This is a genomic window from Corynebacterium sp. LaCa_23 (assembly GCF_058182375.1).
This window is the reverse complement of the sequence record NZ_CP190825.1, coordinates 2,083,052-2,103,713: the sequence shown is the minus strand read 5'-3', so window position 1 is coordinate 2,103,713 and position 20,662 is coordinate 2,083,052. Positions and strand designations below refer to the sequence as shown.

General features: G+C 60.5%; 16 protein-coding genes. 14 read left to right on the top strand and 2 right to left on the bottom strand.

The genetic code is table 11. From position 1 onward, the window contains the following. Nucleotides 1-38: 38 nt before the first annotated feature. From ACP8IT_RS10040 to ACP8IT_RS10030, 3 genes are all read left to right on the top strand, one after another. Nucleotides 39-1,784, top strand: a complete 1,746-nt coding sequence (locus ACP8IT_RS10040) for a pyruvate dehydrogenase (RefSeq protein WP_023029211.1) — start codon at nucleotides 39-41, stop codon at nucleotides 1,782-1,784. A gap of 211 nt (nucleotides 1,785-1,995) precedes the next feature. Further along, nucleotides 1,996-2,700 carry a response regulator transcription factor gene (locus ACP8IT_RS10035; protein ID WP_005279568.1) on the top strand — a complete coding sequence of 235 codons (705 nt, stop codon included), beginning with the start codon at nucleotides 1,996-1,998 and terminating at the stop codon, nucleotides 2,698-2,700. Nucleotides 2,701-2,714: 14 nt separating this feature from the next. Continuing rightward, the gene (locus ACP8IT_RS10030; RefSeq protein WP_490290012.1) at nucleotides 2,715-4,241 is read left to right on the top strand and encodes a sensor histidine kinase; all 1,527 of its coding nucleotides are present in this window, start codon (nucleotides 2,715-2,717) and stop codon (nucleotides 4,239-4,241) included. Here ACP8IT_RS10030 and ACP8IT_RS10025 read toward each other — a convergent pair. Then, nucleotides 4,238-4,666, bottom strand: coding sequence for an HIT family protein (locus tag ACP8IT_RS10025; protein WP_005279571.1), 429 nt, complete (start codon nucleotides 4,664-4,666; stop codon nucleotides 4,238-4,240). The genes ACP8IT_RS10030 and ACP8IT_RS10025 overlap by 4 nt on opposite strands. A 34-nt stretch (nucleotides 4,667-4,700) precedes the next feature. Here ACP8IT_RS10025 and purD point away from each other — a divergent pair, with 34 nt between their 5' ends. From purD to ACP8IT_RS09995, 6 genes are all read left to right on the top strand, one after another. Further along, nucleotides 4,701-5,975 (top strand): phosphoribosylamine--glycine ligase, encoded by a 1,275-nt coding sequence (purD, locus tag ACP8IT_RS10020; protein ID WP_490290011.1) that lies wholly within the window; start codon nucleotides 4,701-4,703, stop codon nucleotides 5,973-5,975. Nucleotides 5,976-6,008: 33 nt separating this feature from the next. Continuing rightward, nucleotides 6,009-7,448: an adenylosuccinate lyase gene (gene purB / locus ACP8IT_RS10015; RefSeq protein ID WP_005279575.1), complete on the top strand. Its 1,440-nt coding sequence runs from the start codon at nucleotides 6,009-6,011 to the stop codon at nucleotides 7,446-7,448. A gap of 53 nt (nucleotides 7,449-7,501) precedes the next feature. Beyond that, on the top strand, nucleotides 7,502-8,395 hold the full coding sequence (locus ACP8IT_RS10010) for a phosphoribosylaminoimidazolesuccinocarboxamide synthase (protein WP_490290010.1): 894 nt from the start codon (nucleotides 7,502-7,504) through the stop codon (nucleotides 8,393-8,395). A 92-nt stretch (nucleotides 8,396-8,487) separates the two neighbouring features. Further along, the gene (locus tag ACP8IT_RS10005) at nucleotides 8,488-10,611 is read left to right on the top strand and encodes a S9 family peptidase (protein ID WP_490290009.1); all 2,124 of its coding nucleotides are present in this window, start codon (nucleotides 8,488-8,490) and stop codon (nucleotides 10,609-10,611) included. A gap of 89 nt (nucleotides 10,612-10,700) precedes the next feature. Beyond that, a complete protein-coding gene (locus ACP8IT_RS10000) occupies nucleotides 10,701-11,384 on the top strand; it encodes a DUF2334 domain-containing protein (RefSeq protein WP_490290008.1) in 684 nt (227 codons plus the stop codon). 27 nt (nucleotides 11,385-11,411) lie between these two features. Continuing rightward, complete coding sequence (locus ACP8IT_RS09995; RefSeq protein ID WP_023017938.1) at nucleotides 11,412-11,645, top strand: helix-turn-helix domain-containing protein; 234 nt, start codon at nucleotides 11,412-11,414, stop codon at nucleotides 11,643-11,645. A 6-nt stretch (nucleotides 11,646-11,651) separates the two neighbouring features. On the opposite strand, the gene ACP8IT_RS09990 is transcribed toward ACP8IT_RS09995, so the two are convergent. Beyond that, the gene (locus tag ACP8IT_RS09990; RefSeq protein ID WP_490290606.1) at nucleotides 11,652-14,372 is read right to left on the bottom strand and encodes an ExeM/NucH family extracellular endonuclease; all 2,721 of its coding nucleotides are present in this window, start codon (nucleotides 14,370-14,372) and stop codon (nucleotides 11,652-11,654) included. Between the two features lie 279 nt (nucleotides 14,373-14,651). On the opposite strand from ACP8IT_RS09990, the gene purS reads away from it, so the two are divergent. The 5 genes from purS (at nucleotide 14,652) to ACP8IT_RS09965 (ending at nucleotide 20,496) form a co-directional block, all read left to right on the top strand. Further along, nucleotides 14,652-14,894, top strand: a complete 243-nt coding sequence (gene purS / locus ACP8IT_RS09985; protein WP_005279580.1) for a phosphoribosylformylglycinamidine synthase subunit PurS — start codon at nucleotides 14,652-14,654, stop codon at nucleotides 14,892-14,894. Then, on the top strand, nucleotides 14,895-15,578 hold the full coding sequence (gene purQ / locus ACP8IT_RS09980; protein ID WP_490290007.1) for a phosphoribosylformylglycinamidine synthase subunit PurQ: 684 nt from the start codon (nucleotides 14,895-14,897) through the stop codon (nucleotides 15,576-15,578). A 13-nt stretch (nucleotides 15,579-15,591) separates the two neighbouring features. Beyond that, nucleotides 15,592-17,901 carry a phosphoribosylformylglycinamidine synthase subunit PurL gene (purL, locus tag ACP8IT_RS09975; protein ID WP_490290006.1) on the top strand — a complete coding sequence of 770 codons (2,310 nt, stop codon included), beginning with the start codon at nucleotides 15,592-15,594 and terminating at the stop codon, nucleotides 17,899-17,901. A gap of 145 nt (nucleotides 17,902-18,046) precedes the next feature. Then, the gene (locus ACP8IT_RS09970; protein ID WP_490290005.1) at nucleotides 18,047-19,330 is read left to right on the top strand and encodes a glycosyltransferase family 87 protein; all 1,284 of its coding nucleotides are present in this window, start codon (nucleotides 18,047-18,049) and stop codon (nucleotides 19,328-19,330) included. A 212-nt stretch (nucleotides 19,331-19,542) separates the two neighbouring features. After that, nucleotides 19,543-20,496, top strand: coding sequence for an ImmA/IrrE family metallo-endopeptidase (locus ACP8IT_RS09965; RefSeq protein ID WP_490290004.1), 954 nt, complete (start codon nucleotides 19,543-19,545; stop codon nucleotides 20,494-20,496). Nucleotides 20,497-20,662: the final 166 nt, after the last annotated feature.

The following is a 20,662-nucleotide window of genomic DNA, read 5'->3' as shown; positions in this document are numbered from 1 at the left end:
TGGTACTAGAACAGTTAAAGAGTTAAGGGTGATGTTTAATGGCACGCAATTACGCAGAACAACTTGTTGAGACGCTAGAAAAGCAGGGCGTCGAGCACATTTATGGCCTCGTGGGAGACTCCCTCAACCCGATCGTGGACGCGGTGCGCCGCTCCTCCATCGAGTGGATCCACGTGCGCAATGAGGAGGCCGCAGCCTTTGCGGCCGAGGCCGATTCCTTGACCACGGGCAAGCTGGCCGTGTGCGCGGCCTCCTGTGGCCCGGGCAATACCCACCTCATCCAGGGCCTTTATGACGCCAACCGCAATGGCGCCAAGGTGCTGGCCCTGGCATCTCACATTCCTTCTCGCCAGATTGGCTCCCACTTCTTCCAGGAAACCCACCCGGAGCAGATCTTCCAGGAGTGCTCCGGCTACTGCGAAATGGTCATGTCCGGTGACCAGGGCGGGGTAGTACTCCACCACGCCATCCAGTCCACCATGGCCGGCAATGGCGTCTCCGTGCTGGTTATCCCCGGCGACGTTTCTACCGAAGAGGTTGACGATGACACCTTCGTAGAATCCAAGATCTCCACCGGCCGCCCCGTGGTCTACCCGGACCCGGCCGAGGCCGCAGCCCTGACCCAGGCCATCAATGAGGCCGATTCCGTCGCCTTCTTCGTGGGCGCCGGTGTGAAAGATGCCCGCGAGCAGGTGCTGAAGCTGGCAGAAAAGGTCAAGGCCCCCATTGGCCACGCGCTCGGCGGCAAGATGTACATCCAGTACGATAACCCGTTTGACGTGGGCATGTCCGGCCTGCTTGGCTACGGCGCCGCGCACGAGGCCACCCACGAGGCGGACCTGTTGATCCTCTTGGGCACGGACTTCCCGTATAACGACTTCCTGCCTAAGGGCAATGTGGCACAGGTGGATATCAACGGCTCCCACATTGGCCGCCGCACCAAGATCTCCTACCCCGTGACCGGTGACGTTGCCGCCACCATCGACAACATCCTGCCGCACGTGGAGGAGAAGAAGGACCGCTCCTTCTTGGACAAGATGCTGAAGAAGCACTACGACAAGCTGGAGCACGTCGTGGAGGCTTATACCTCCAACGTGGAAAAGCACACTCCAATCCACCCTGAGTACATCGCGGACCTCATTGACCAAGAAGCCGACGATGACGCCATCTTCACCGTCGATACCGGCATGTGCAATGTCTGGGGCGCGCGCTACATCACCCCGAATGGCAAGCGCGAGCAGATCGGCTCCTTCCGCCACGGCACGATGGCAAACGCCCTGCCGCAGGCCATCGGCGCGCAGCAGGCTAATCCTGGCCGCCAGGTCATTACTTTCTCTGGCGATGGCGGATTGTCCATGCTCATGGGCGAGCTGCTGACGGTTAAGCTGCACCAGCTGCCGGTCAAGATGTTCGTGTTCAATAACTCCTCGCTGGGCATGGTCAAGCTGGAGATGCTGGTTGGCGGCATTCCGGAGCACGAGACCGACCACGAGTCCGTGGACTTTTCCAAGATCGCAGAAGCCGCAGGCATCAAGACCTTCCGCATCGAGGATCCGAAGCAGGCTCCAAAGCAGATCAAGAAGGCCTTGGCGTATAACGGCCCTGCGCTTATCGATGTCGTCACTGACCCCAACGCCCTGTCCCTGCCACCGACGCTGACCTTCGATCAGCTCCTGGGCTTCTCCAAGGCCGCTACCCGCACCGTCTTCGGCGGTGGCGTGGGCTCCATGCTGTCCATGGCCAAGTCCAACCTGCGCAATATCCCGCGCCCGCAGGACTTCTAAGCCGTAACTGCCAAATAGCGCGCTAGCCACGCTTTCTTTTCCTACCGCGGATTTCGGTCCGGGTGGAGAGGGAAGCGTGGCTTTTTGCTTTCACAGGTTTCAGCCAGAAACTTATCAGTAGGCTAGAAACTGGGTTTGCCATGATGGCTTAGTGAAGCTTGCACGCACGCAGGTGTGCAGATAACAGGAAGTAATAGGAGCTACAGGACGCATGGAAGACAATAAACTTGCCAAAGTCCTCGTCGTTGATGACGAGCCGAATATCGTGGAGCTTTTGACGGTATCGTTGAAGTTCCAAAATTTTGAGGTCTACAGCGCTAACTCGGGCAATGAGGCGCTGCGCGTGGCGCGCGAGGTCAACCCGGATGCCTATATTTTGGACGTCATGATGCCGGGTATGGACGGCTTCGAGCTCTTGGGCAAGCTGCGCCAGGAGGGCCTGGATGGCCCAGTGCTGTACCTGACCGCTAAGGACGGCGTGGATCAGCGCATCCACGGCCTGACCATCGGCGCGGACGATTACGTCACCAAGCCCTTTAGCCTTGAAGAGGTCATTACCCGCCTGCGCGTGATCATGCGCCGCGGCGGTGCCGCCGAGGAGTCTTCTAATGACGCCACCATGAGCTATGCCGATCTGACCTTGAACGATGATACCCACGAGGTCACCAAGGGCGGCGAGCTTATCGAGCTTTCGCCCACGGAGTTCAACCTCCTGCGCTACCTCATGCAAAACAAGGAAGTGGTGCTCTCCAAGTCTAAGATCCTGGACAACGTCTGGCACTACGATTTCGGCGGCGATGGCAACGTCGTGGAATCTTATATTTCTTACCTGCGCCGCAAGATCGATACCGGCGATACACAGCTTATCCACACCGTGCGCGGCGTTGGCTATGTGCTGCGCACCCCACGGTCCTAAACTGGCGTTTCGTAATGGCAGATTCACAGGAGAACCCCGCTGCGGGCAGGCCCGCGCAGGCTAGGTCCCAGCAAACCCAGCAGCCGCCCAAGAAGTGGCATGAGCAGCTGGACCAGCTGCCGCAGCAGGGGCAGGGAAAGAAGAAGCGCTCCAAGCGCGACTACATCAAGCAGATTCCGCAGGCGATGCCGCTTCGCACCTGGCTTGTGGTTCTCCTCGTGGTTATCTCCGGCCTCGGGTTAACGGGTTCGTCCTTTGCCGTGAACTCGATCATGCGCAACGTGCTCTATAACAACGTCGATAGCGAATTGCGCTCGGCGTCGTCCTCCTGGGCCCGCGATGTGGGCAATGACTTCTTCCTAGGTGATCACACCAAGCGCCCGCCCACGGAATACGTGGTGCTCAATTACCTTCCGGATGGCACGATTCGCTATTCCGGGCCCACGTCCACCACCCCGGATGTAGAGGGCGTTCCCTTGGGCGGGTACCCCACGACGGTGGGCTCGATTGAAAATAACACCAAGTGGCGCGCGCTGGCCTTTGCGGATTCCAATGGCGTTATCACCGTCATTGCCAAGGACATGACCCATGAAAAGGAAATCCTGCACGGCCTTGCCATGGTGCAGGTATCCATTGCGGCGATTGCCTTGGCGGCCATGGCCGGCGTGGGCTTCTGGTTTATCCGCAGGGCGCTGCGGCCGCTTCGGGTGGTGGAATCGACGGCATCGGAAATCGCGGCAGGCGACCTGGACAAGCGCGTGCCCGAATGGCCGCTGCATACGGAGGTCGGCCAATTGGCCGCCGCGCTCAATATCATGCTGGGCCACCTGCAGCGCTCTGTCGTTACGGCGCAGGAAAAAGAGGAACAGATGCGCCGCTTCGTCGGCGATGCCTCCCACGAGCTGCGCACCCCGCTGACCAGCCTGCGCGGTTACACGGAGCTCTACCGCTCTGGGGCGACAAACGATGTCGATCTGGTCTTTTCCAAGATCGATAAGGAATCCAAGCGCATGTCGCTGCTGGTAGAGGACCTGTTAGCGCTGACACGCGCGGAAGGTACGCGCCTGGACCTGCGGCCGGTGGATCTTCTGGAGCTTTCCCTTTCGGTGGGCTCGTCCGCGCGCGCCGCCTTCCCCGAGCGCGAGGTCAAGGTGATTAATAATGCGCAGTCCATCCCCGTGGTCAATGGCGATGCAGACCGCCTCCACCAGGTGCTGCTCAACCTGATTTCCAATGGCTTGCGCCACGGCGGCGAGGATGCCACGGTCACCCTGCAGCTGCGCCGCGACAACAAGGACATCCTGGTAGACGTCATCGATGACGGCAAGGGAATGTCGTCTGAGGACGCTGCCCACATTTTCGAGCGCTTCTACCGCGCGGATTCCTCGCGCACGCGCGATACCGGCGGATCCGGCTTAGGCCTTGCCATCGTGCATTCCCTAGTGGAACAGCACGGCGGCAGCATCAGCGTGGACTCCAAGCTGGGCCAGGGCACCACCTTTACGGTGCGCCTGCCCGCGCTGGAGGAACCAGAGGATTAGTCCTCGCGGTAGCCATCCTCGTTGGTGCCCAGGTGCTGGCGGATGCGCGCGGCCGCCTCATCCATGGCGGCATCGTCGGTGTCCTCGGCGGCATAGGCCTTGGAAAAGTCGTACTCTTCCATCTTCTCGGTGGGGAAGAGGTGGATATGGGTGTGCGGTACATCGAAGCCGGCGATGACGTAGCCGGTGCGCGGGGTATCGTACGCGTTCTTGATGGCCTCACCGATTTCTAGGGCCACCTCGTTCAGGTGCGTCCAGGTCTGTGGATCCAGGTCGGTCCACTTATCCACTTCCTCTACGGGCACGACCAGGGTGTGGCCGTAGCGCAGCGGCTCGATGGATAAGAAAGCCACGCAGGTCTTATCGCGGTAGACAAAGCGGGCGGGTAGGTCACCAGTGATGATTTTGCTAAATACAGAAGCCATAGCTGCCAGGCTACCCCCAGCTATGATGGTGGGCATGCGCATTCTCGTAATTGGTTCGGGCGGCCGTGAACACGCCCTCGTGAAAGGACTGCACGCTGATCCACAGGCTGCGGAGATCCACGTCGCGCCGGGCAGCGCGGCCATGGCACCGCTGGCTACCCTGCACCCGGAATACTCCCAGGTAGATGATCCAGAACGCATGGTGCAACTCGCTCAGGAGATCAATGCCGAGCTCGTGGTCATCGGCCCCGAGGTGCCGCTGGTCGCCGGTGTGGCGGATGCGCTGCGCGCAGAAGGCATCGCCGTTTTCGGGCCGAATAAGGACGCCGCCCAGATTGAAGGCTCTAAGGCCTTTGCCAAGGAAGTCATGGAGGCCTCTGGGGTCAAGACCGCCCGCGCGCAGCAGCTGCGCCCAGGCGCTAGCGATGCCGATATTGAGGCCGCGCTCGATAATTTCGGCCCGCAGTTCGTGGTCAAAGACGATGGCCTAGCAGGCGGCAAGGGCGTGGTGGTCACGAGCGAGCGCGCCGATGCCCGCGCCCACGTGGATGCGGTCTTAGGCGCCGGCAACCCCGTGCTGCTGGAATCTTTCCTGGACGGGCCTGAGGTATCGCTATTTTGCCTTGTCGATGGCGAGACCGTCGTGCCGCTGTTGCCCGCCCAGGACCACAAGCGCGCTTACGACAATGACGAGGGCCCCAATACCGGCGGCATGGGCGCGTACACACCGCTGCCGTGGCTTGGCAGGGACGACGTGCAGCGCATCGTCGACGAGGTATGCACCCCGGTTGCCAAGGAAATGGTGCGCCGCGGCACCCCGTATTCCGGCCTGCTCTATGCCGGCCTGGCCTGGGGTGAAGAGGGCCCAGCGGTGGTGGAATTTAACTGCCGCTTTGGTGACCCAGAGACCCAAGCGGTGCTCTCGCTCCTACAGTCCCCGCTGGCACAAGCGCTCAACGCCACTGCCACCGGCACGCTGGCAGAACTCGAGCCCCTTCAGTGGGAAGATGGCTATGCCATCACCGTGGTCATGGCGGCCGAGGGATACCCCGCCTCGCCCCGCAAGGGCGATGCCATTACGGGCGAGGGCCTCGAGGATCCAGAGCGCGTGCTGCACGCCGGCACGGAATACTCCAATGGGGCATTCCGCAGCAATGGTGGCCGCGTGCTCAACGTGCTGGGCAAGGGCGACACGCTAGACGCCGCGCGCGAGAATGCCTACGCCACCGTCCAGGGCATTGAGTTTGCGGGCGGGTTTGTTCGGGGGGACATCGGCAAGCGCGCGGCAGCCGGTGAAATTTCTATCTAGCAAGTAGCCACGGGGGAGGGCAGGCATGGAATAATGAGCCACGTGGCTGAGAAGAAGAATATCCCCAACGTCCTGTCCTCCCGTTATGCTTCTGCGGAGCTTGCCAATATCTGGAGCGCGGAGCATAAAATCATCCTCGAGCGCAAGCTGTGGATCGCCGTGATGCACGCCCAGAAGAACCTGGGCGTGGACATCCCCGCCAAGGCCATTAGCGCGTACGAGGCCGTTATCGAGGACGTAAACCTCGAATCCATTGCTGAGCGCGAGCGCGTCACCCGCCACGATGTGAAGGCCCGCATCGAAGAATTCAATGCGCTGGCCGGCTACGAGCACATCCACAAGGGTATGACCAGCCGCGATCTCACCGAGAACGTGGAGCAGCTGCAGATCCACACCTCGCTGGAAATCATCCGCGATAAGGCCATCGCCGTGGTCTCGCGCATTGGCCGTCACGCCGCCGAGTACCAATCCCTAGTTATGGCTGGGCGCTCGCACAACGTGGCCGCGCAGGCCACCACGCTGGGCAAGCGCTTTGCCACCGCCGGCGATGAAATGCTGCTGGCCATCGAGCGCGTGGAAGACCTGCTGTCGCACTACCCGCTGCGCGGCATCAAGGGGCCCATGGGTACCTCGCAGGACATGTTGGATCTCATGGGCGGTTCCGAGGATAAGCTCGCCTCCCTAGAGACCAATATCGCGGATTACCTGGGCTTTCGCCGCATTTTCAACTCCGTGGGCCAGGTGTACCCGCGCTCGCTGGATTTCGATGCCATCTCCTGCCTCGTCTCCCTGGGTACCGCCCCGGCATCGCTGGCCACCACCATCCGCCTGATGGCCGGCAACGAGACCGTCACCGAGGGCTTCAAGGAAGGCCAGGTCGGCTCGTCCGCCATGCCGCACAAGATGAACGCCCGCTCCTGCGAGCGCGTGACCGGCCTGCAGGTCATCCTGCGCGGCTACCTCACCATGGCCGCAGACCTCGCCGGCAGCCAGTGGAACGAGGGCGATGTCTCTTGCTCGGTGGTGCGACGCGTGGCGCTTCCCGATGCCTTCTTTGCCATCGACGGCCAATTCGAAACCTTCCTCACCGTGCTCGATGAATTCGGCGCCTTCCCCGCCATGATCGACCGCGAGCTGGAGCGCTACCTGCCCTTCCTCGCCACCACCCGCATTCTCATGGCCGCAGTGCGCGCCGGGGTGGGCCGCGAGACCGCCCACGAGGTCATCAAGGAGAACGCCGTGGCCGTGGCCCTGAACATGCGCGAAAACGGTGGCAACCAGGACCTAGTCCAGCGCCTCGCGGCAGACGACCGCCTGCCCATGGACGAGGCCGAGTTAGAAAGGGTCCTCGAGGATAAGCACGCCTTCATCGGCGCCGCCGAATCCCAGGTTTCCCAGGTCCTGCACCGCATCAAGGCCCTCGTGGGCGAGCACCCCAAGGCCGCTGCCTATACGCCGGGCGAAATCCTCTAGCGCCGTGCGCGGGCTTATGTGCCCGCGCACGCCCGCGCGTTATGATGAGGACCATGCGTCCTGAGCTTTCTTCTTATACCCATGTAGCCTCTGGCAAGGTCCGCGATATTTACGATGTGGACGACAACACCCTGCTGATGGTGGTCTCTGACCGCATCTCCGCCTACGACTTTGCCTTGGAACCGGCAATCCCGGATAAGGGCCGGGTTCTCACGGCCACCTCGAAGTTCTTCTTCGATGCCATCGATTTTCCCAACCACCTCGCCGGACCGCTCGATGATGAGCGCATTCCGGAAGAGTGCTTGGGTCGCGCCATGGTAGTCAAGAAGCGGGATATGCTGCCCTTCGAGTGCGTGGCGCGCGGTTTCCTTACCGGCTCCGGCTTGAAGGAATACCAGGCAGACGGCACCGTGTGCGGCATCGAGCTGCCCGCAGGCCTTGTCGAGGCCTCCCGCCTGCCCGAGCCCATTTTCACCCCAGCCACCAAGGCTGAGCAGGGCGATCACGATGAGAACGTGTCCTTCGCGCACGTGGCGGACAAGCTCGGCCGCGAGCGCGCCGAAGAGCTGCGCGCGGCCACCTTGCGCATTTACGCCAAGGCCGCCCAGCTTGCAGAAGAGAAGGGCATCATCTTGGCCGATACCAAGTTCGAGTTCGGCCTTGATGAAGACGGCACGCTCGTGCTTGCCGATGAAGTCCTCACCCCCGATTCCTCCCGCTACTGGCCCGCCGATTCCTACGTGGAAGGCGAGGTACAGCCCTCCTTTGATAAGCAGTACGTGCGCGATTGGCTGACTTCTGCTGCCTCCGGCTGGGATAAGTCCTCTGAGACCACCCCGCCCGCGCTTCCCGATGACGTCGTTTCCGCCACCCGCCTGCGCTATATCGAGGCCTACGAAAGGCTCTCGGGTGAGCGCTTCGCGGACTTCCTTGCGCCGAGTTCCTAGCCGGGGCTGGGGTTCTGGTCTTGCCCTGCCCGCCGTGGCCCGCTCGTCGCCTTCTGATGGGGCAAGGCAGCTGACGCGTACAGTGGTAGGGCATGAGTGATGAAAAGACGACCGCACCGGTAGCCCCAGTCCACCCCGTCAAGCGCGAATTTCACGGCCGCGAATTCGTGGATAATTACGAGTGGCTGCGCGATAAGCAATCGCAGGAAACCCTGGATTACCTCAACGCCGAAAATGATTACACCGCGGCGCATACCGGGCACTTGGATGCGATGACGGAAAATATCTTCCAAGAGATTAAATCCCGCATTAAACAAACCGATATGTCCGTACCGGCCCGCCGCGGTAAGTACTGGTACTACGGCCGCTCCGAAGAGGGCAAGAACTACGGCTATTCCTGCCGTATCCCAGTAGAAGAGGGCAGCGATCCCTGGACCGCACCAGTGATTCCGGAAGAAGGCAGCCCAGAGGGCGAAGAAATTATCCTGGACGCCAACGCCCTGGCAGAGGGCAAGGACTTCTTCGCCCTTGGTGCAGCCTCCATCTCAGATTCCGGCCGCTACCTGGCCTATTCCGTGGATTTTGCCGGCGATGAGCGCTTTGAGCTGTCCATTAAGGACCTCGAAACGGGAGAGCTCCTGGACGATCACCTCACCGGCATTTTCTACGGCGCTACATGGGCAGGCGATGGCTACATCTTCTACTCCACGGTGGATGATGCCTGGCGCCCAGATGCGGTGTGGCGCCATAAGGTAGGCACCGAGCAGTCCGTGGATGTGCGCGTCTTCCACGAGGAAGATGAGCACTTTAATGTGGGCATCGGCAGTGCCCGCTCCGATAAATATCTTTTCATTGGGGTGGGATCGAAGATTACCTCGGAAGCCTGGGTGCTGGATACGGAGGACCCCGAGGGCGAATTCCGCCCGCTGTGGACGCGCGAGACCGGCGTGGACTATGACGTAGACCATGCCGTGGTGGGCGGCGAGGACTACTGGATTGTCACCCACAATGCCACCGGACCGAACTTTGCGGTGGGCTATGCCAAGGTCGATGAGGAACTTCCCGCCCTGCGCGAGCTGCCAGAGCTTTTGGCACACGATGACACCACCCGCATCGAGGGCGTGGATACCTACCGCGACCACACGGTGGTGGGCTACCGACGCGGCGGCATCGGCCGCGCCGCCATCATGCGCGTTGGCGATGACTTCGGGGAATTCGAAGAGCTCAACTTCAACGAGGAACTTTTCACCGTCGCCGTGGCCGGTAACCCGGAATGGGACGCACCGGTCGTCCGCGTGAGCTACGTGTCTTATATCCAGCCCGCGCAGCTTTTCGATTACCGCGTGGATACCGGTGAGTACACGCTGCTGAAGGAACAAGAAGTCCCAGGCGGCTATGATCCGGATGATTATGTGGCCTACCGCATTTGGTCGACCGCAAGCGATGGCACCAAGATTCCGGTCTCCGTGGTGCACCGTTCCGACCTGGATCGCACCAAGCCCAATCCGACGCTGCTGTATGGCTATGGCTCCTACGAGGCCAGCATGGACCCGTACTTCTCCGCGTCCCGGCTTTCGCTGATGGACCGCGGCATGATTTATGCGGTCGCCCACGTGCGCGGCGGCGGCGAGATGGGCCGTCAGTGGTACGACGACGGCAAGATGTTGCAGAAGAAAAATACCTTCACCGATTTCATCGCAGTGGCCGATGATCTCATCGAGCGCCGCGTGACCACCCCTGACCAAATGGTGGCCGAAGGCGGATCCGCCGGCGGCATGCTCATGGGCGCCGTGGCGAATATGGCTCCCGACCGCTTTACCGCCATTCAGGCCGTCGTCCCCTTCGTGGATCCGCTGACCTCGATGCTCATGCCGGAGCTTCCCCTCACCGTTCCCGAATGGGAAGAGTGGGGCGACCCGTACCACGATCCGGAATACTACGACTACATGAAGTCCTACTCGCCCTACGAGAATGTTGAGGCCAAGGACTACCCGGATATCTTGGCTATCACCTCGCTGAACGATACCCGCGTGCTGTACGTGGAACCGGCAAAGTGGATTGCGCAGCTGCGCGCTACCGCCACCGGCGGCGAATTTCTGCTCAAGACGGAGATGGCCGCCGGGCACGGTGGCGTATCCGGCCGCTACGATAAGTGGCGCCAAAACGCCTTCGAATACGCCTGGACCATCAATAAGGCCACCGGCCTTACGGAGTAACCACGCCGCACAGTCACGCGCTGGCCGGCACCCTGGCCAGCGTTCTGGCCAGCGCGCGGATCTGGCGGTACTGTGCGATAATTTGAGCTATGACTAGCCACCTTCTGGTTTCTATCTCCAGTATTTTTGAGGACACTCGGAAGCAGGCTACAAGTTTCCTGTCGGTTCTGGACCGGGAGGAAATTCCCGTCTCCCTGCTCATCGCCCCGCATATTGATGGCAATTGGCACCTGGCCAAGGACAAGGACACCCAACAGTGGCTCAAGGACCAGGCGGCTGCTGGCCGTCCGCTTATCCTCAATGGCTTTGATCAAGCAGTGCAAGGCCGCCGCGCGGAGTTTGCCAACCTCAATTCACATGAGGCGAAGCTGCGCCTAGCCGGTGCGACCCGGCAGATGGCGCAGATTGGTTTCGAACCCACCATCTTCGCGCCCCCGCGCTGGCGCATGTCCCCCGGAACTTTGCAGGTCCTGCCCAAATTCCCCTTTGAGGCGGCGGCTTCTACACGTGGCATCTTGGAGGTGCCCACCGGGAAATTCCACCGAGCCCGCAACCTTTCTTTTGGTGAGGGTTTTGGTTCCGCCAAGTGGTGGCGCAAAAACATCATCCGCGCGGCAGAGCGCTCCGCCCAGCGCGGCAATACCGTGCGCCTTTCCATCTCTGCCCGCAACCTGGATGACCGCAAGGTCATTAAGGACTTTGTCAAGGCTGCTCGCCGCGCCCTCGACGCGGGCGCTACTCCCGCTGATTACAGCATTTACCTTCCGCGTTAGTCCGGCGGAGGTTTTATAGTAGGTAGCATGAAACGAACAGATGAACTAACAACGCAACAGGCGGCAGACTTCTTGAATGTCTCTCGGCCGCGTGTCATCGAGCTCATGGATGAGGGAACCTTGAAGGGGCATACAGAAGGTGCCTACCGCCATCTGTATGCCTCCAGCGTGCAGGACTTTAAACGCCAGAGAGACCTTAAGCAGCGTGCTGCTGCAGACGAGCTCGCGGTGCTTTCTGACGAGATGGGCCTGTACGAGTAGGCGCTCCTACTGGCTTAGGCCGTTAATGAAGTCCTTCGCCTGCTGCGGGAGCAAGCCCCAGATTCCAGCGGGGATGATCTTCTGCAGGTTGCCGGTGGCCGCCATGAAACCGGGGATAGCGAGAAGGCCAGCTAGGATGGCGAAGCCGATAATGGCGCCGGTGCCAAGTGAGCTAGAGCCGAATCCGAAGCCGGGGCCGTCGGTGTTGTCATCGTCGCCCTGGGCGTCGCCGCTTGGGGCGTCGGTGGATTCATCCTCGCCGAGCGTGAAACCGACCTTGACGGGATCGTGGTCGGAGGCGCGGAAGGGGGAATCGTCGTAGAAATCCACGGCGTTGTAGTTGCGGCGGGAGTATTCAAAGGCGACGGGTTCGTCGGCATTGATGTTCCACACTTGGGCATCGGCAAGCGCGCCCGAAGCAACCGCATTGGCTAGGACGTGATCTAAGGTGCCGAGCAGGCCGTCGAACTGGTAGGAGGTATCGGCGCCGTATTTTTCCGCAGGCATGGTAAAGCCGTCGTTGCGGAAGACATCGAGCGCGGTTTCGTGGGTGTAGGTATTGAAATCACCCAGGGCGAATAGCGGCTTATCCTTCCAATCGTCCTGCTTGTGCAGTGCATCGAGCACGGCCTGGGCCTGGGCGTTGCGGACGTTGGGGTTATTGCCCTGGCCGTCGCCGGAATCTTCATCGCCCTTGGCCACCGAGCCCTTGGACTTGAAGTGGTTGGCCACGGCGACGAAGGACTCGTCATCGCTATTGATCGGCTGGAATTCCTGGGCCAGCGGCTCACGGGCGGTGCCGGAAAAGCGCGGATCCTGGAAGATACGGGATTCGCCCACGGGCTTGACCACGTCCTTGTGATAAATGAACGCGGTGCGGATGACATCGGGGTGCGCAGGGACCTGATCCTTGGACGGGGAGGGCACGAAGGCCCACTTTTCGGAGCCCGCGGCTTCGTTGAGTTTTTCGGTCAGGCGTTTCAGCGCCTTATCGCGCTGGTCAAAGTCTCCGGTTACCGCGTAGCCATCTTCGATTTCGGAAAGGCCAATGACATCTGCATCCAGGCCATTGATGGCCGCGACGATCTTGCGCTCTTGGTCCTCTAAGGCGGATTCGGTATAGGCGCCGCGGGTCTTGCCGCGGTTGACGGTGACCTTATTGCCCGCGCGGTCGGTATAGGCGCTGCCGCCGAATTTCTCGCCCAAGGAGGTGAAGTAGTTCAGCACGTTGAAGGCGCCGATGGTGTATTCGCCCTTGACGTCATCAACGGCGTGCAGCTCTGCATCGCGGGATTCTTCCCAGGAGATGGGGAGATCGGCGCCGGCGGTTTCACCGGTGACCGGCTCGGTGGGCTGGAAGCGCCACTGATCGTGGGAGTAGCCCACGATGACCGGATGCTGGAATTCCACGGTATCGGTGGTGCGCAGGGATTTGATGGTCTTGCCGCCATCTTGGGCGATATAGGGCAGCGGGGTGTCCTTATCGGTCCTTAGATAATCGCGGGTGCGGCCATCATCTAGGGTGACGAGCTTTTCTGCGTTGTCCTTAGCCAGTTTTTGCAGATCGGAATTGGGGTCGGTGGAAGGGGAGTGGACATCGGAAGGCTGGCGGAAGGCCTCATCGCCCGGGGCGAGGCCGACCTCGCCGTATTGGTTGAGTGAGTAGTTATTGGTCACGGTGTGCGTGCCGGGCTGGATGAGCATGTGCTCAAAGGACTCGCGGGCGGAATCGCCTTGGGGCAGCTCGTCCACCGCGAGCGGGGTGACTTCCTCCAGTGCGGTATCGAGCTGCTTGAGGGAAGAAGCGCTGACCTGGGTGGCGCCGTAATACTCGGAGACCTGGCCGGTGACCTCAACGGAATCGCCGATGCTGGGGTATTTATCGGCGCCCTTTTTACCCATGTGCACAAATAGCGCCTGGGAGGCGTCGGTGGCTTCTTGGCCGGTGCCGCCGGTCTGGATGGTAAAGCCGTTTAAGCCACCTTCGCTCCACACGCCGGTGACAACGCCCTGGGTAGCAACGTTTTGGCCCTCGAGCGGCGAGGTATCGCCGGTGCCTTGGATTTCTGCAATCGGGGTTATGCCTTCGGGAGCAGGGAGGTTCTCGGAGCTGCCGGAGCCACCCGGCTGTGAGGCCGGGGACTCGTTGCCAGAATTAGTAGGGGAAGGCGTGCCGACGGTGAAGTCCGCGGAGTTGTCATCGGTATCGGCGCCCGCCGCGTTGCGGGAAGCGGAGGTGTCATTAGATAGCGCGCCGGTGGCAGAGCCTTCATACTTGGAGGCGGCGCCGTAACCTAGGAGGTCAATGGTGTTGCCGGTGGCATCGGCAAGCTGCACCGAGCCCTTCGTGCCGGACAGATTGACCTTGCCTTGCGCATCCGGGGTGGGAAGAGCCTGGGCCTGGCCATTGCCGGCGGCAGCCTGTACCAGGTAATAACCGTGGGGAGCGATGGTGCCGGAAAGTGTTATTTTGCCGCCGCTATTGCCATTGGAGGCAAAGTACTCCACGGACCAGCCGGTGAGATCGATTGCGGCATCGGTGGGGTTATAAAGCTCGATGAAATCATTGGAAAAGCTCGCGCCCTTGTTTCCGCCACCGCCGTAGACCTCAGAGATGACCGCGGTGGAATTATCCGGGGCGGCTATGGCGGAAGGCACCGCGACGGATAGGGAGAGGGTGGAAAAACCGGCAGCGAGGGCTACCCTGCCAAGGCGGCGAAGAGCCATAGAAGTCACCTTAATCATAGAGAAAGTTGTCATGGACGCCTTTTATATTTACTCGCTGAACAATCGGTGTACCCGGGACCGCTTTGGGTGGGTTTCGCGCGAGCAGGCGGTGAAACCTGGGTGCCGCGCAAAATTCGTTTTCCTGTTGGTCGTAATTTACGCGGTGTTTGCTTTGCTGGGGTGAAAACCCTGCAGTGGGGGTATATCTAGGGATTGGGCGGGGGTATGACTACACTGAATCGGGCAGACCTAAGCCCCATACAGTAAGGCAAAAATTTCATGGCTCGTGTAGTTGTCAATGTCATGCCCAAGGCGGAAATTTTGGATCCGCAGGGCCAAGCTGTCGTCCGCGCATTGGGTCGCATCGGAGTATCCGGTGTCAGCGATGTGCGCCAAGGAAAGCGCTTCGAACTCGAGGTAGATGACTCCGTTACCGCAGAGGAACTGGATAAGGTGGCAGAAACCCTGCTGGCTAATACCGTCATCGAGGACTACGAGGTTACGCAGCTGGAGGTCAAGTAAGTGACCGCAAAAATCGGAGTAATCACCTTCCCCGGCACCCTGGATGATGTGGATGCCACCCGCGCAGCCCGCACCGCCGGCGCCGAGGTCATTAACCTCTGGCACGCGGATGCTGATCTGCGCGGCGTGGACGCGGTAGTCGTGCCGGGCGGGTTTTCCTATGGTGACTACCTGCGCTCGGGCGCTATTTCGGCGCTCGCCCCCGTCATGCGCAGCGTCATCGACCGCGCCAAGGCGGGAATGCCGGTGCTCGGCATTTGCAATGGTTTCCAAATCTTGACTGAAGCAGGCCTCTTACCGGGCGCATTGACCCGGAATAAGGGCCTGCATTTTCATTGCACCGATACCTACCTGGAGGTGGAGCACTCCACCACGGCCTGGACCAGTGAGTTTGAAAAGGGCCAAAAGATTTTGGTGCCCGCCAAGCACGGTGAGGGCCGCTTCCAGGCAGGTGATGACGATATCGCCCGCATCGAAGGGGAGGGCCGCGTGGTCTTTCGCTATACCGATAACTACAACGGCTCCATCAACGGCATTGCCGGCGTGAGTGATGAGTCCGGCCGGATTGTTGGCCTCATGCCGCACCCAGAGCACGCCATTGACCCGCTGACCGGCCCATCCACCGACGGATTGGGACTTTTCGTATCCGCCATCAAGGCCGTCGCGGAAGCGCCGGCGGTTTAAGGAGGCCACCTACATGACCGTTTCTAATGACACCGTAGAAAAGGCGCAGTCCACCCCGGATGAAAAGCAGCCGTACGTGGAGCTTGGGCTAAAGGATGACGAGTACCAGCGCATCCACGATATCCTGGGCCGGCGCCCCACCGACGCGGAGCTGACCATGTACTCCGTGATGTGGTCCGAGCACTGCTCCTATAAGTCCTCCAAGACGCACCTGCGCTACTTTGGTGAGACCATGACGGAGGAGATGGGGGAGAAGATCCTCGCCGGCATTGGTGAAAACGCGGGCGTGGTGGACATCGGCGATGGCAACGCGGTGACCTTCCGCGTGGAATCGCACAACCACCCCTCCTATGTGGAGCCCTACCAGGGCGCGGCCACCGGCGTGGGCGGCATCGTCCGCGACATCATGGCCATGGGTGCGCGCCCGATTGCCGTGATGGATCAGCTGCGCTTTGGGCCTGCCGATGCCCCCGATACCAAGCGCGTGCTGCCCGGCGTAGTCTCCGGCGTGGGCGGCTACGGCAACTCCTTGGGCCTGCCCAATATTGGCGGCGAAACCGTCTTTGATGAAACCTATGCCGGTAACCCGCTGGTCAATGCCCTGTGTGTGGGTACGCTCAAGGTCGATGACCTGAAACTCGCCTTCGCCTCCGGCAAGGGTAACAAGGTCATGCTCTTTGGCTCCCGCACCGGCCTGGACGGCATTGGCGGCGTATCCGTGCTGGCCTCCGATACCTTTGAAGACGGCGCGGAGCGCAAGCTTCCTGCCGTGCAGGTGGGCGACCCCTTCGCAGAAAAGGTGCTTATCGAATGCTGCCTGGACCTCTACCACGCCGGCGTTGTGGTGGGCATCCAGGACTTGGGCGGTGCCGGCCTGGCCTGTGCCACCTCTGAGCTGGCCGCTTCCGGCGATGGCGGCATGGAGGTCAACCTCGATGCCGTGCCGCTGCGCGCGGAAAACATGACCGCCGCGGAAATCCTCGCCTCTGAGTCCCAGGAGCGCATGTGTGCCGTCGTGGCACCGGAAAACGTGGAGAAGTTCCGCGAAATCTGTGAGCACTGGGAGGTCACCTGCGCCGAAATCGGTGAGGTTACTGAGGGAGACCACCTGGTCATCCGCCACCAGGGCGAGGTCGTCGTCGATGCCCCGGCTGGCACCATCGCGGATGAAGCACCCGTCTACGGGCGCCCTTACGCCCGCCCCGAGTGGCAGGATGAGCTGCAGAAATACCAGGGCACGGACAAGCGCGGCCTGGTGGAATCCCTGCAGAAGCTCGTCTCTTCGCCGTCGCTGTGCTCGCGCGATTTCATCATGAACCAGTATGACCGCTACGTGCGCGGCAATACCGTCCAGTCCCACCACGCGGACGCGGGCGTGCTGCGCATCGATGAGGAGACCGGCCGCGGCGTCGCCGTTTCCGCCGATGCTTCTGGCCGCTACACCAAGCTGGACCCGAACATGGGCGCGCGCCTGGCCTTGGCGGAGGCCTACCGCAACGTCGCGGTTACCGGCGCGAAGCCCGTTGCGATTACCAACTGCCTGAATTACGGCTCGCCGGAAAACCCGGACGTGATGTGGCAGTTCCGCGAATCGGTGCATGGGCTTGCCGATGCCGCCGTGGAACTCTCCATCCCCGTCTCCGGCGGCAACGTCTCTTTCTACAACCAGACCGGCTCCGAGCCGATCCTGCCCACCCCGGTCGTGGGCGTGCTCGGCGTCATCGACGATGTTCACAAGGTTATTGGCAATAACCTGGGCACCGTCAACGAGAAGGAGGTCCTCATCGCCTTGGGCGAGACCAAGGATGAGTTCGGCGGTTCCATCTGGCAGCTGGTGAGCGCCGAGGGCGCCGATAAGGACAACCTCAACGGCCTGCCGCCGCAGGTGGATATGGCTAATGAGAAGCGCCTCGCGGACTTCTTCCACGGCAACGATCTGCTCACCGCCGCGCACGATGTCTCCGAGGGTGGCCTGGCCGTCGCCGCCTTTGAGATGGCTAAGCGCGCCGGTGCGCTTGCCGATGCCGCCGGCCTCGGCCTCGACCTCGATCTCACCGCCGTGCACGAGGACGCCTTTACCGCGGCCTTCTCCGAGTCCGCTTCCCGCGCGCTCGTGGCCACCACCGCGGACCGTGCCGATAAGGTGCTCGCCCGCGCGGCAGAGCTCGGCATCCCCGCGGCCATCGTGGGTGAGACCACCGAAACCGGTGCGCTTACCCTGGGCGGCGAATCCGTGGCCATCTCCCAGCTGGTTGAGGCATGGTCTGCCACCTTGCCTGACCTCTTCGGCCACGCCGTGGGTGCTAACTCCGTCGTGGAGTAACCCAGCCCCTGCCACCGCCTAGCTCAAGCCCGGCTTCGGCCGGGCTTGAGGAGCGTTTAGGCTAGCTCCGGTAATCTCGGCCGCCGCCCAATAAACAACGCCTTTCCTCTCTGATTCGAATCGTGATTTTTATAGTAGGAGTCCCATGAGTGCGCATTCCCGCCACCAAGCCTCCGCACCCGCGTCAACAGTGCTGCGGTGGTGCCACCATGGTATTGGGCTGGTATTTGGCCTAGTGGTCGCCATAATTTCCGCCGGAAAAATGAATTACGATGACTGGGATGCGTTATGGGTGGCGGGATTGCTCGTACGCGATGGAAACCGGGATCACCTCTATAGCATCAATGAACATGATTTCGCGATGCCCCGTGGTGACGTCTGGCTAGATACCATCGCTCACTCCGATGTCACTGGGTTTCCACACCCTTATGTTCACGCCCCATTTCTTGCCGATGTCATGAGCCTGGTCGTGCAAGTCATGAGTTTTGATGTCTCCGTGATAGTGCTCGCGATTGTTTCCGGTTGGGCGTTGGTGGTGCTGATAGCCTCCGCCTGGTTCTTGTGGTTTGAAGAAGAAATACCGACCATGACCCTGCTTTTCGGCATACTCTTGGGCTGGGTATCGACGGCTTTTCAGTCATCGTTGATTCTTGGCCAGACGAGCCCGTTGATCTTTGCGGGGGTTGCATACGGCCTTGCTGCGTCTCGCGTGCACCCAGTGCGCGCAGGAATCGCACTTGGGCTTGTATCTGCAGTGAAGCTAACCCCCATTGTCCTTGTGCTCATCTGCGTGGCATTTCCGCGGGCGCGGAAAACGGGAGTGGTAGCACTCGGGACAGGCGCCATCGCTGTGCTGTACTCAATCGTCGTTTCTGGCTGGAACGTATTTACCTCTTGGTGGGATACCCTTCAGGACATCATGGGATCAGTAATGGTCGCCCCCGTCAACGGATCGATCGCCTCCCAGCTCAGCACCAACCGCGTTGAAGATGACAACCTTCTTGTCACCATTGTCGATGATCCTTCACTGGCTGCCAGCATTATTCCGCCACTTGTCACCCTGGCATTGATTGCACTGGTTATTGTTACCGCTGTGCGGTCACAGGACCCGTGGCGCATTACTGCCGTCGGCATCTTTACGGTGCTTACAGCTACCAGCAGTATCTTGTGGGATCATTACGTCTTGTGTGCTGTATTGCCACTGCTAGGCGTTATGGCGCGCGGGCAGAATCGCATCATTTATGCCGTCCCAGTCTTGGGACTCTTCCTATTCCCGCCGCTGGCCAGGTCAGATTCTGATTTGTGGTTGCCGTGGTCCTCCTTCATCGCCTTGGCAGGCTTTGTCATCGCACTATGTATCGCGGAGCTAAGCCGGAAGGACGCCTTGCCTTTGCGGGACCGCCGCCTTTCCTTCAAGAAAGCGAGTTAGTAGGCGGCTTTTCTCCGCTAAAGCCGCCACCACGCCTCTCCGGAACCGAGGACTTGAAGATCGTTTCCCGGCTGCTATCCGCCCAATGATGGTGTATATCGACGGCGGCCAGTTGGTGCTGAATGCGCTTGCCGATGCCGCCGGCCTCGACCGAGCTTTTTGCTTGGTTTACGCTACTATTTAAGACCTACGGATAGTGAAGGAGGATCGTCATGGCACCTGTACGAGTGACGATTCAACCTGCTGTGCTGGCTTGGGCGGTATCCCGCACAGGGCTCTCACAATCCGCGCTACTCAAGCAATTCCCCAAAATCCAAGAATGGGAAGCTGGTGAAGAGCGTCCCACTCTAAAACAAGCGAAAGACCTAGCGAAGAAAGCTCACATCCCTTTCGGCAGGCTGCTTCTCGATGTCCCCACAGGCGATGGAGTTGAGGTCGCGGATTTTAGAACCGTGCGCAATGAGCAGCTCGATACCGTCAGCCCAGAGCTGCAGGAAGTCATGTTCGCTTCCCAGAGTCGCCTCGATTGGTACGCCGAATACGCACGGGACATCGGAATTGAGCCGCCGGAGCTTTTCCGTACCGCGACGATTTCTGAGTCTGCTGCGGTTGCCGCTAGTAGCGTTCGGGACGTACTCCGCCTCACTCAAGAAACACCTCTTCCCGGGCGTGACAAAGTTCGTGAATTGGTTTCATTGATGGAAGATGCCGGGATACTCGTCGCCCGAAACTCCATTGCTGAAAACTCCACCCGTAGGGCACTTAATGTAGAGGAATTTCGTGGATTCACCCTTGAGGAGGATGGCTACTGCCTAGTTTTCATCAATACTCGCGATGCCAAGACAGCCCAGCTTTTCAGTCTTGCGCACGAATTGGCGCACGTTGTGCTTGGTAAACCCGGAATTTCTGACCACTCGGAGCGCCTACAAACCGAGCAATGGTGTAATCAATTTGCTGCGGCTTTCTTGTGCCCGGGGCGTTCTCTGCGGGAGAACTCCTGCCCAACCAGTCAAAATTCTGTAGCTTCCCGCGTGGGGGAGAGGTTCTTTGAAACAGTATTGAGCGCTGCAAGATCTGGTGCGTTGCCAGAGAAGCAGGCCGCTAGGTTCCTCGGCGTATCTTCGTGGGCTTCCTATAAAGAAATTGTGCCGCTACCTGTCCAGTAAAAGTGGAGGCGTAGAAAGAATATCCCCGATATTGCGGGATAAAGATTCGTCTCAAAAGGTTGCGTCGAAGTTTCCTTATCTTCATTTGTATCGTCCTGAATGATACAAATGAAGATCATTAGATGATACAAGTGGAGGGTTGCGTCCGCTAGTGTGGTGTATCTGT

What these genes read in the sequence shown, in the direction of transcription:
- ACP8IT_RS10040 (WP_023029211.1), top strand. Translation starts at nt 39, where the DNA reads ATGGCACGCAATTACGCAGAACAACTTGTTGAGACGCTAGAAAAGCAG.
- ACP8IT_RS10035 (WP_005279568.1), top strand. Translation starts at nt 1,996, where the DNA reads ATGGAAGACAATAAACTTGCCAAAGTCCTCGTCGTTGATGACGAGCCG.
- ACP8IT_RS10030 (WP_490290012.1), top strand. Translation starts at nt 2,715, where the DNA reads ATGGCAGATTCACAGGAGAACCCCGCTGCGGGCAGGCCCGCGCAGGCT.
- ACP8IT_RS10025 (WP_005279571.1), bottom strand. Translation starts at nt 4,666, where the DNA reads ATGGCTTCTGTATTTAGCAAAATCATCACTGGTGACCTACCCGCCCGC.
- purD (WP_490290011.1), top strand. Translation starts at nt 4,701, where the DNA reads ATGCGCATTCTCGTAATTGGTTCGGGCGGCCGTGAACACGCCCTCGTG.
- purB (WP_005279575.1), top strand. Translation starts at nt 6,009, where the DNA reads ATGAGCCACGTGGCTGAGAAGAAGAATATCCCCAACGTCCTGTCCTCC.
- ACP8IT_RS10010 (WP_490290010.1), top strand. Translation starts at nt 7,502, where the DNA reads ATGCGTCCTGAGCTTTCTTCTTATACCCATGTAGCCTCTGGCAAGGTC.
- ACP8IT_RS10005 (WP_490290009.1), top strand. Translation starts at nt 8,488, where the DNA reads ATGAGTGATGAAAAGACGACCGCACCGGTAGCCCCAGTCCACCCCGTC.
- ACP8IT_RS10000 (WP_490290008.1), top strand. Translation starts at nt 10,701, where the DNA reads ATGACTAGCCACCTTCTGGTTTCTATCTCCAGTATTTTTGAGGACACT.
- ACP8IT_RS09995 (WP_023017938.1), top strand. Translation starts at nt 11,412, where the DNA reads ATGAAACGAACAGATGAACTAACAACGCAACAGGCGGCAGACTTCTTG.
- ACP8IT_RS09990 (WP_490290606.1), bottom strand. Translation starts at nt 14,372, where the DNA reads ATGGCTCTTCGCCGCCTTGGCAGGGTAGCCCTCGCTGCCGGTTTTTCC.
- purS (WP_005279580.1), top strand. Translation starts at nt 14,652, where the DNA reads ATGGCTCGTGTAGTTGTCAATGTCATGCCCAAGGCGGAAATTTTGGAT.
- purL (WP_490290006.1), top strand. Translation starts at nt 15,592, where the DNA reads ATGACCGTTTCTAATGACACCGTAGAAAAGGCGCAGTCCACCCCGGAT.
- ACP8IT_RS09970 (WP_490290005.1), top strand. Translation starts at nt 18,047, where the DNA reads ATGAGTGCGCATTCCCGCCACCAAGCCTCCGCACCCGCGTCAACAGTG.
- ACP8IT_RS09965 (WP_490290004.1), top strand. Translation starts at nt 19,543, where the DNA reads ATGGCACCTGTACGAGTGACGATTCAACCTGCTGTGCTGGCTTGGGCG.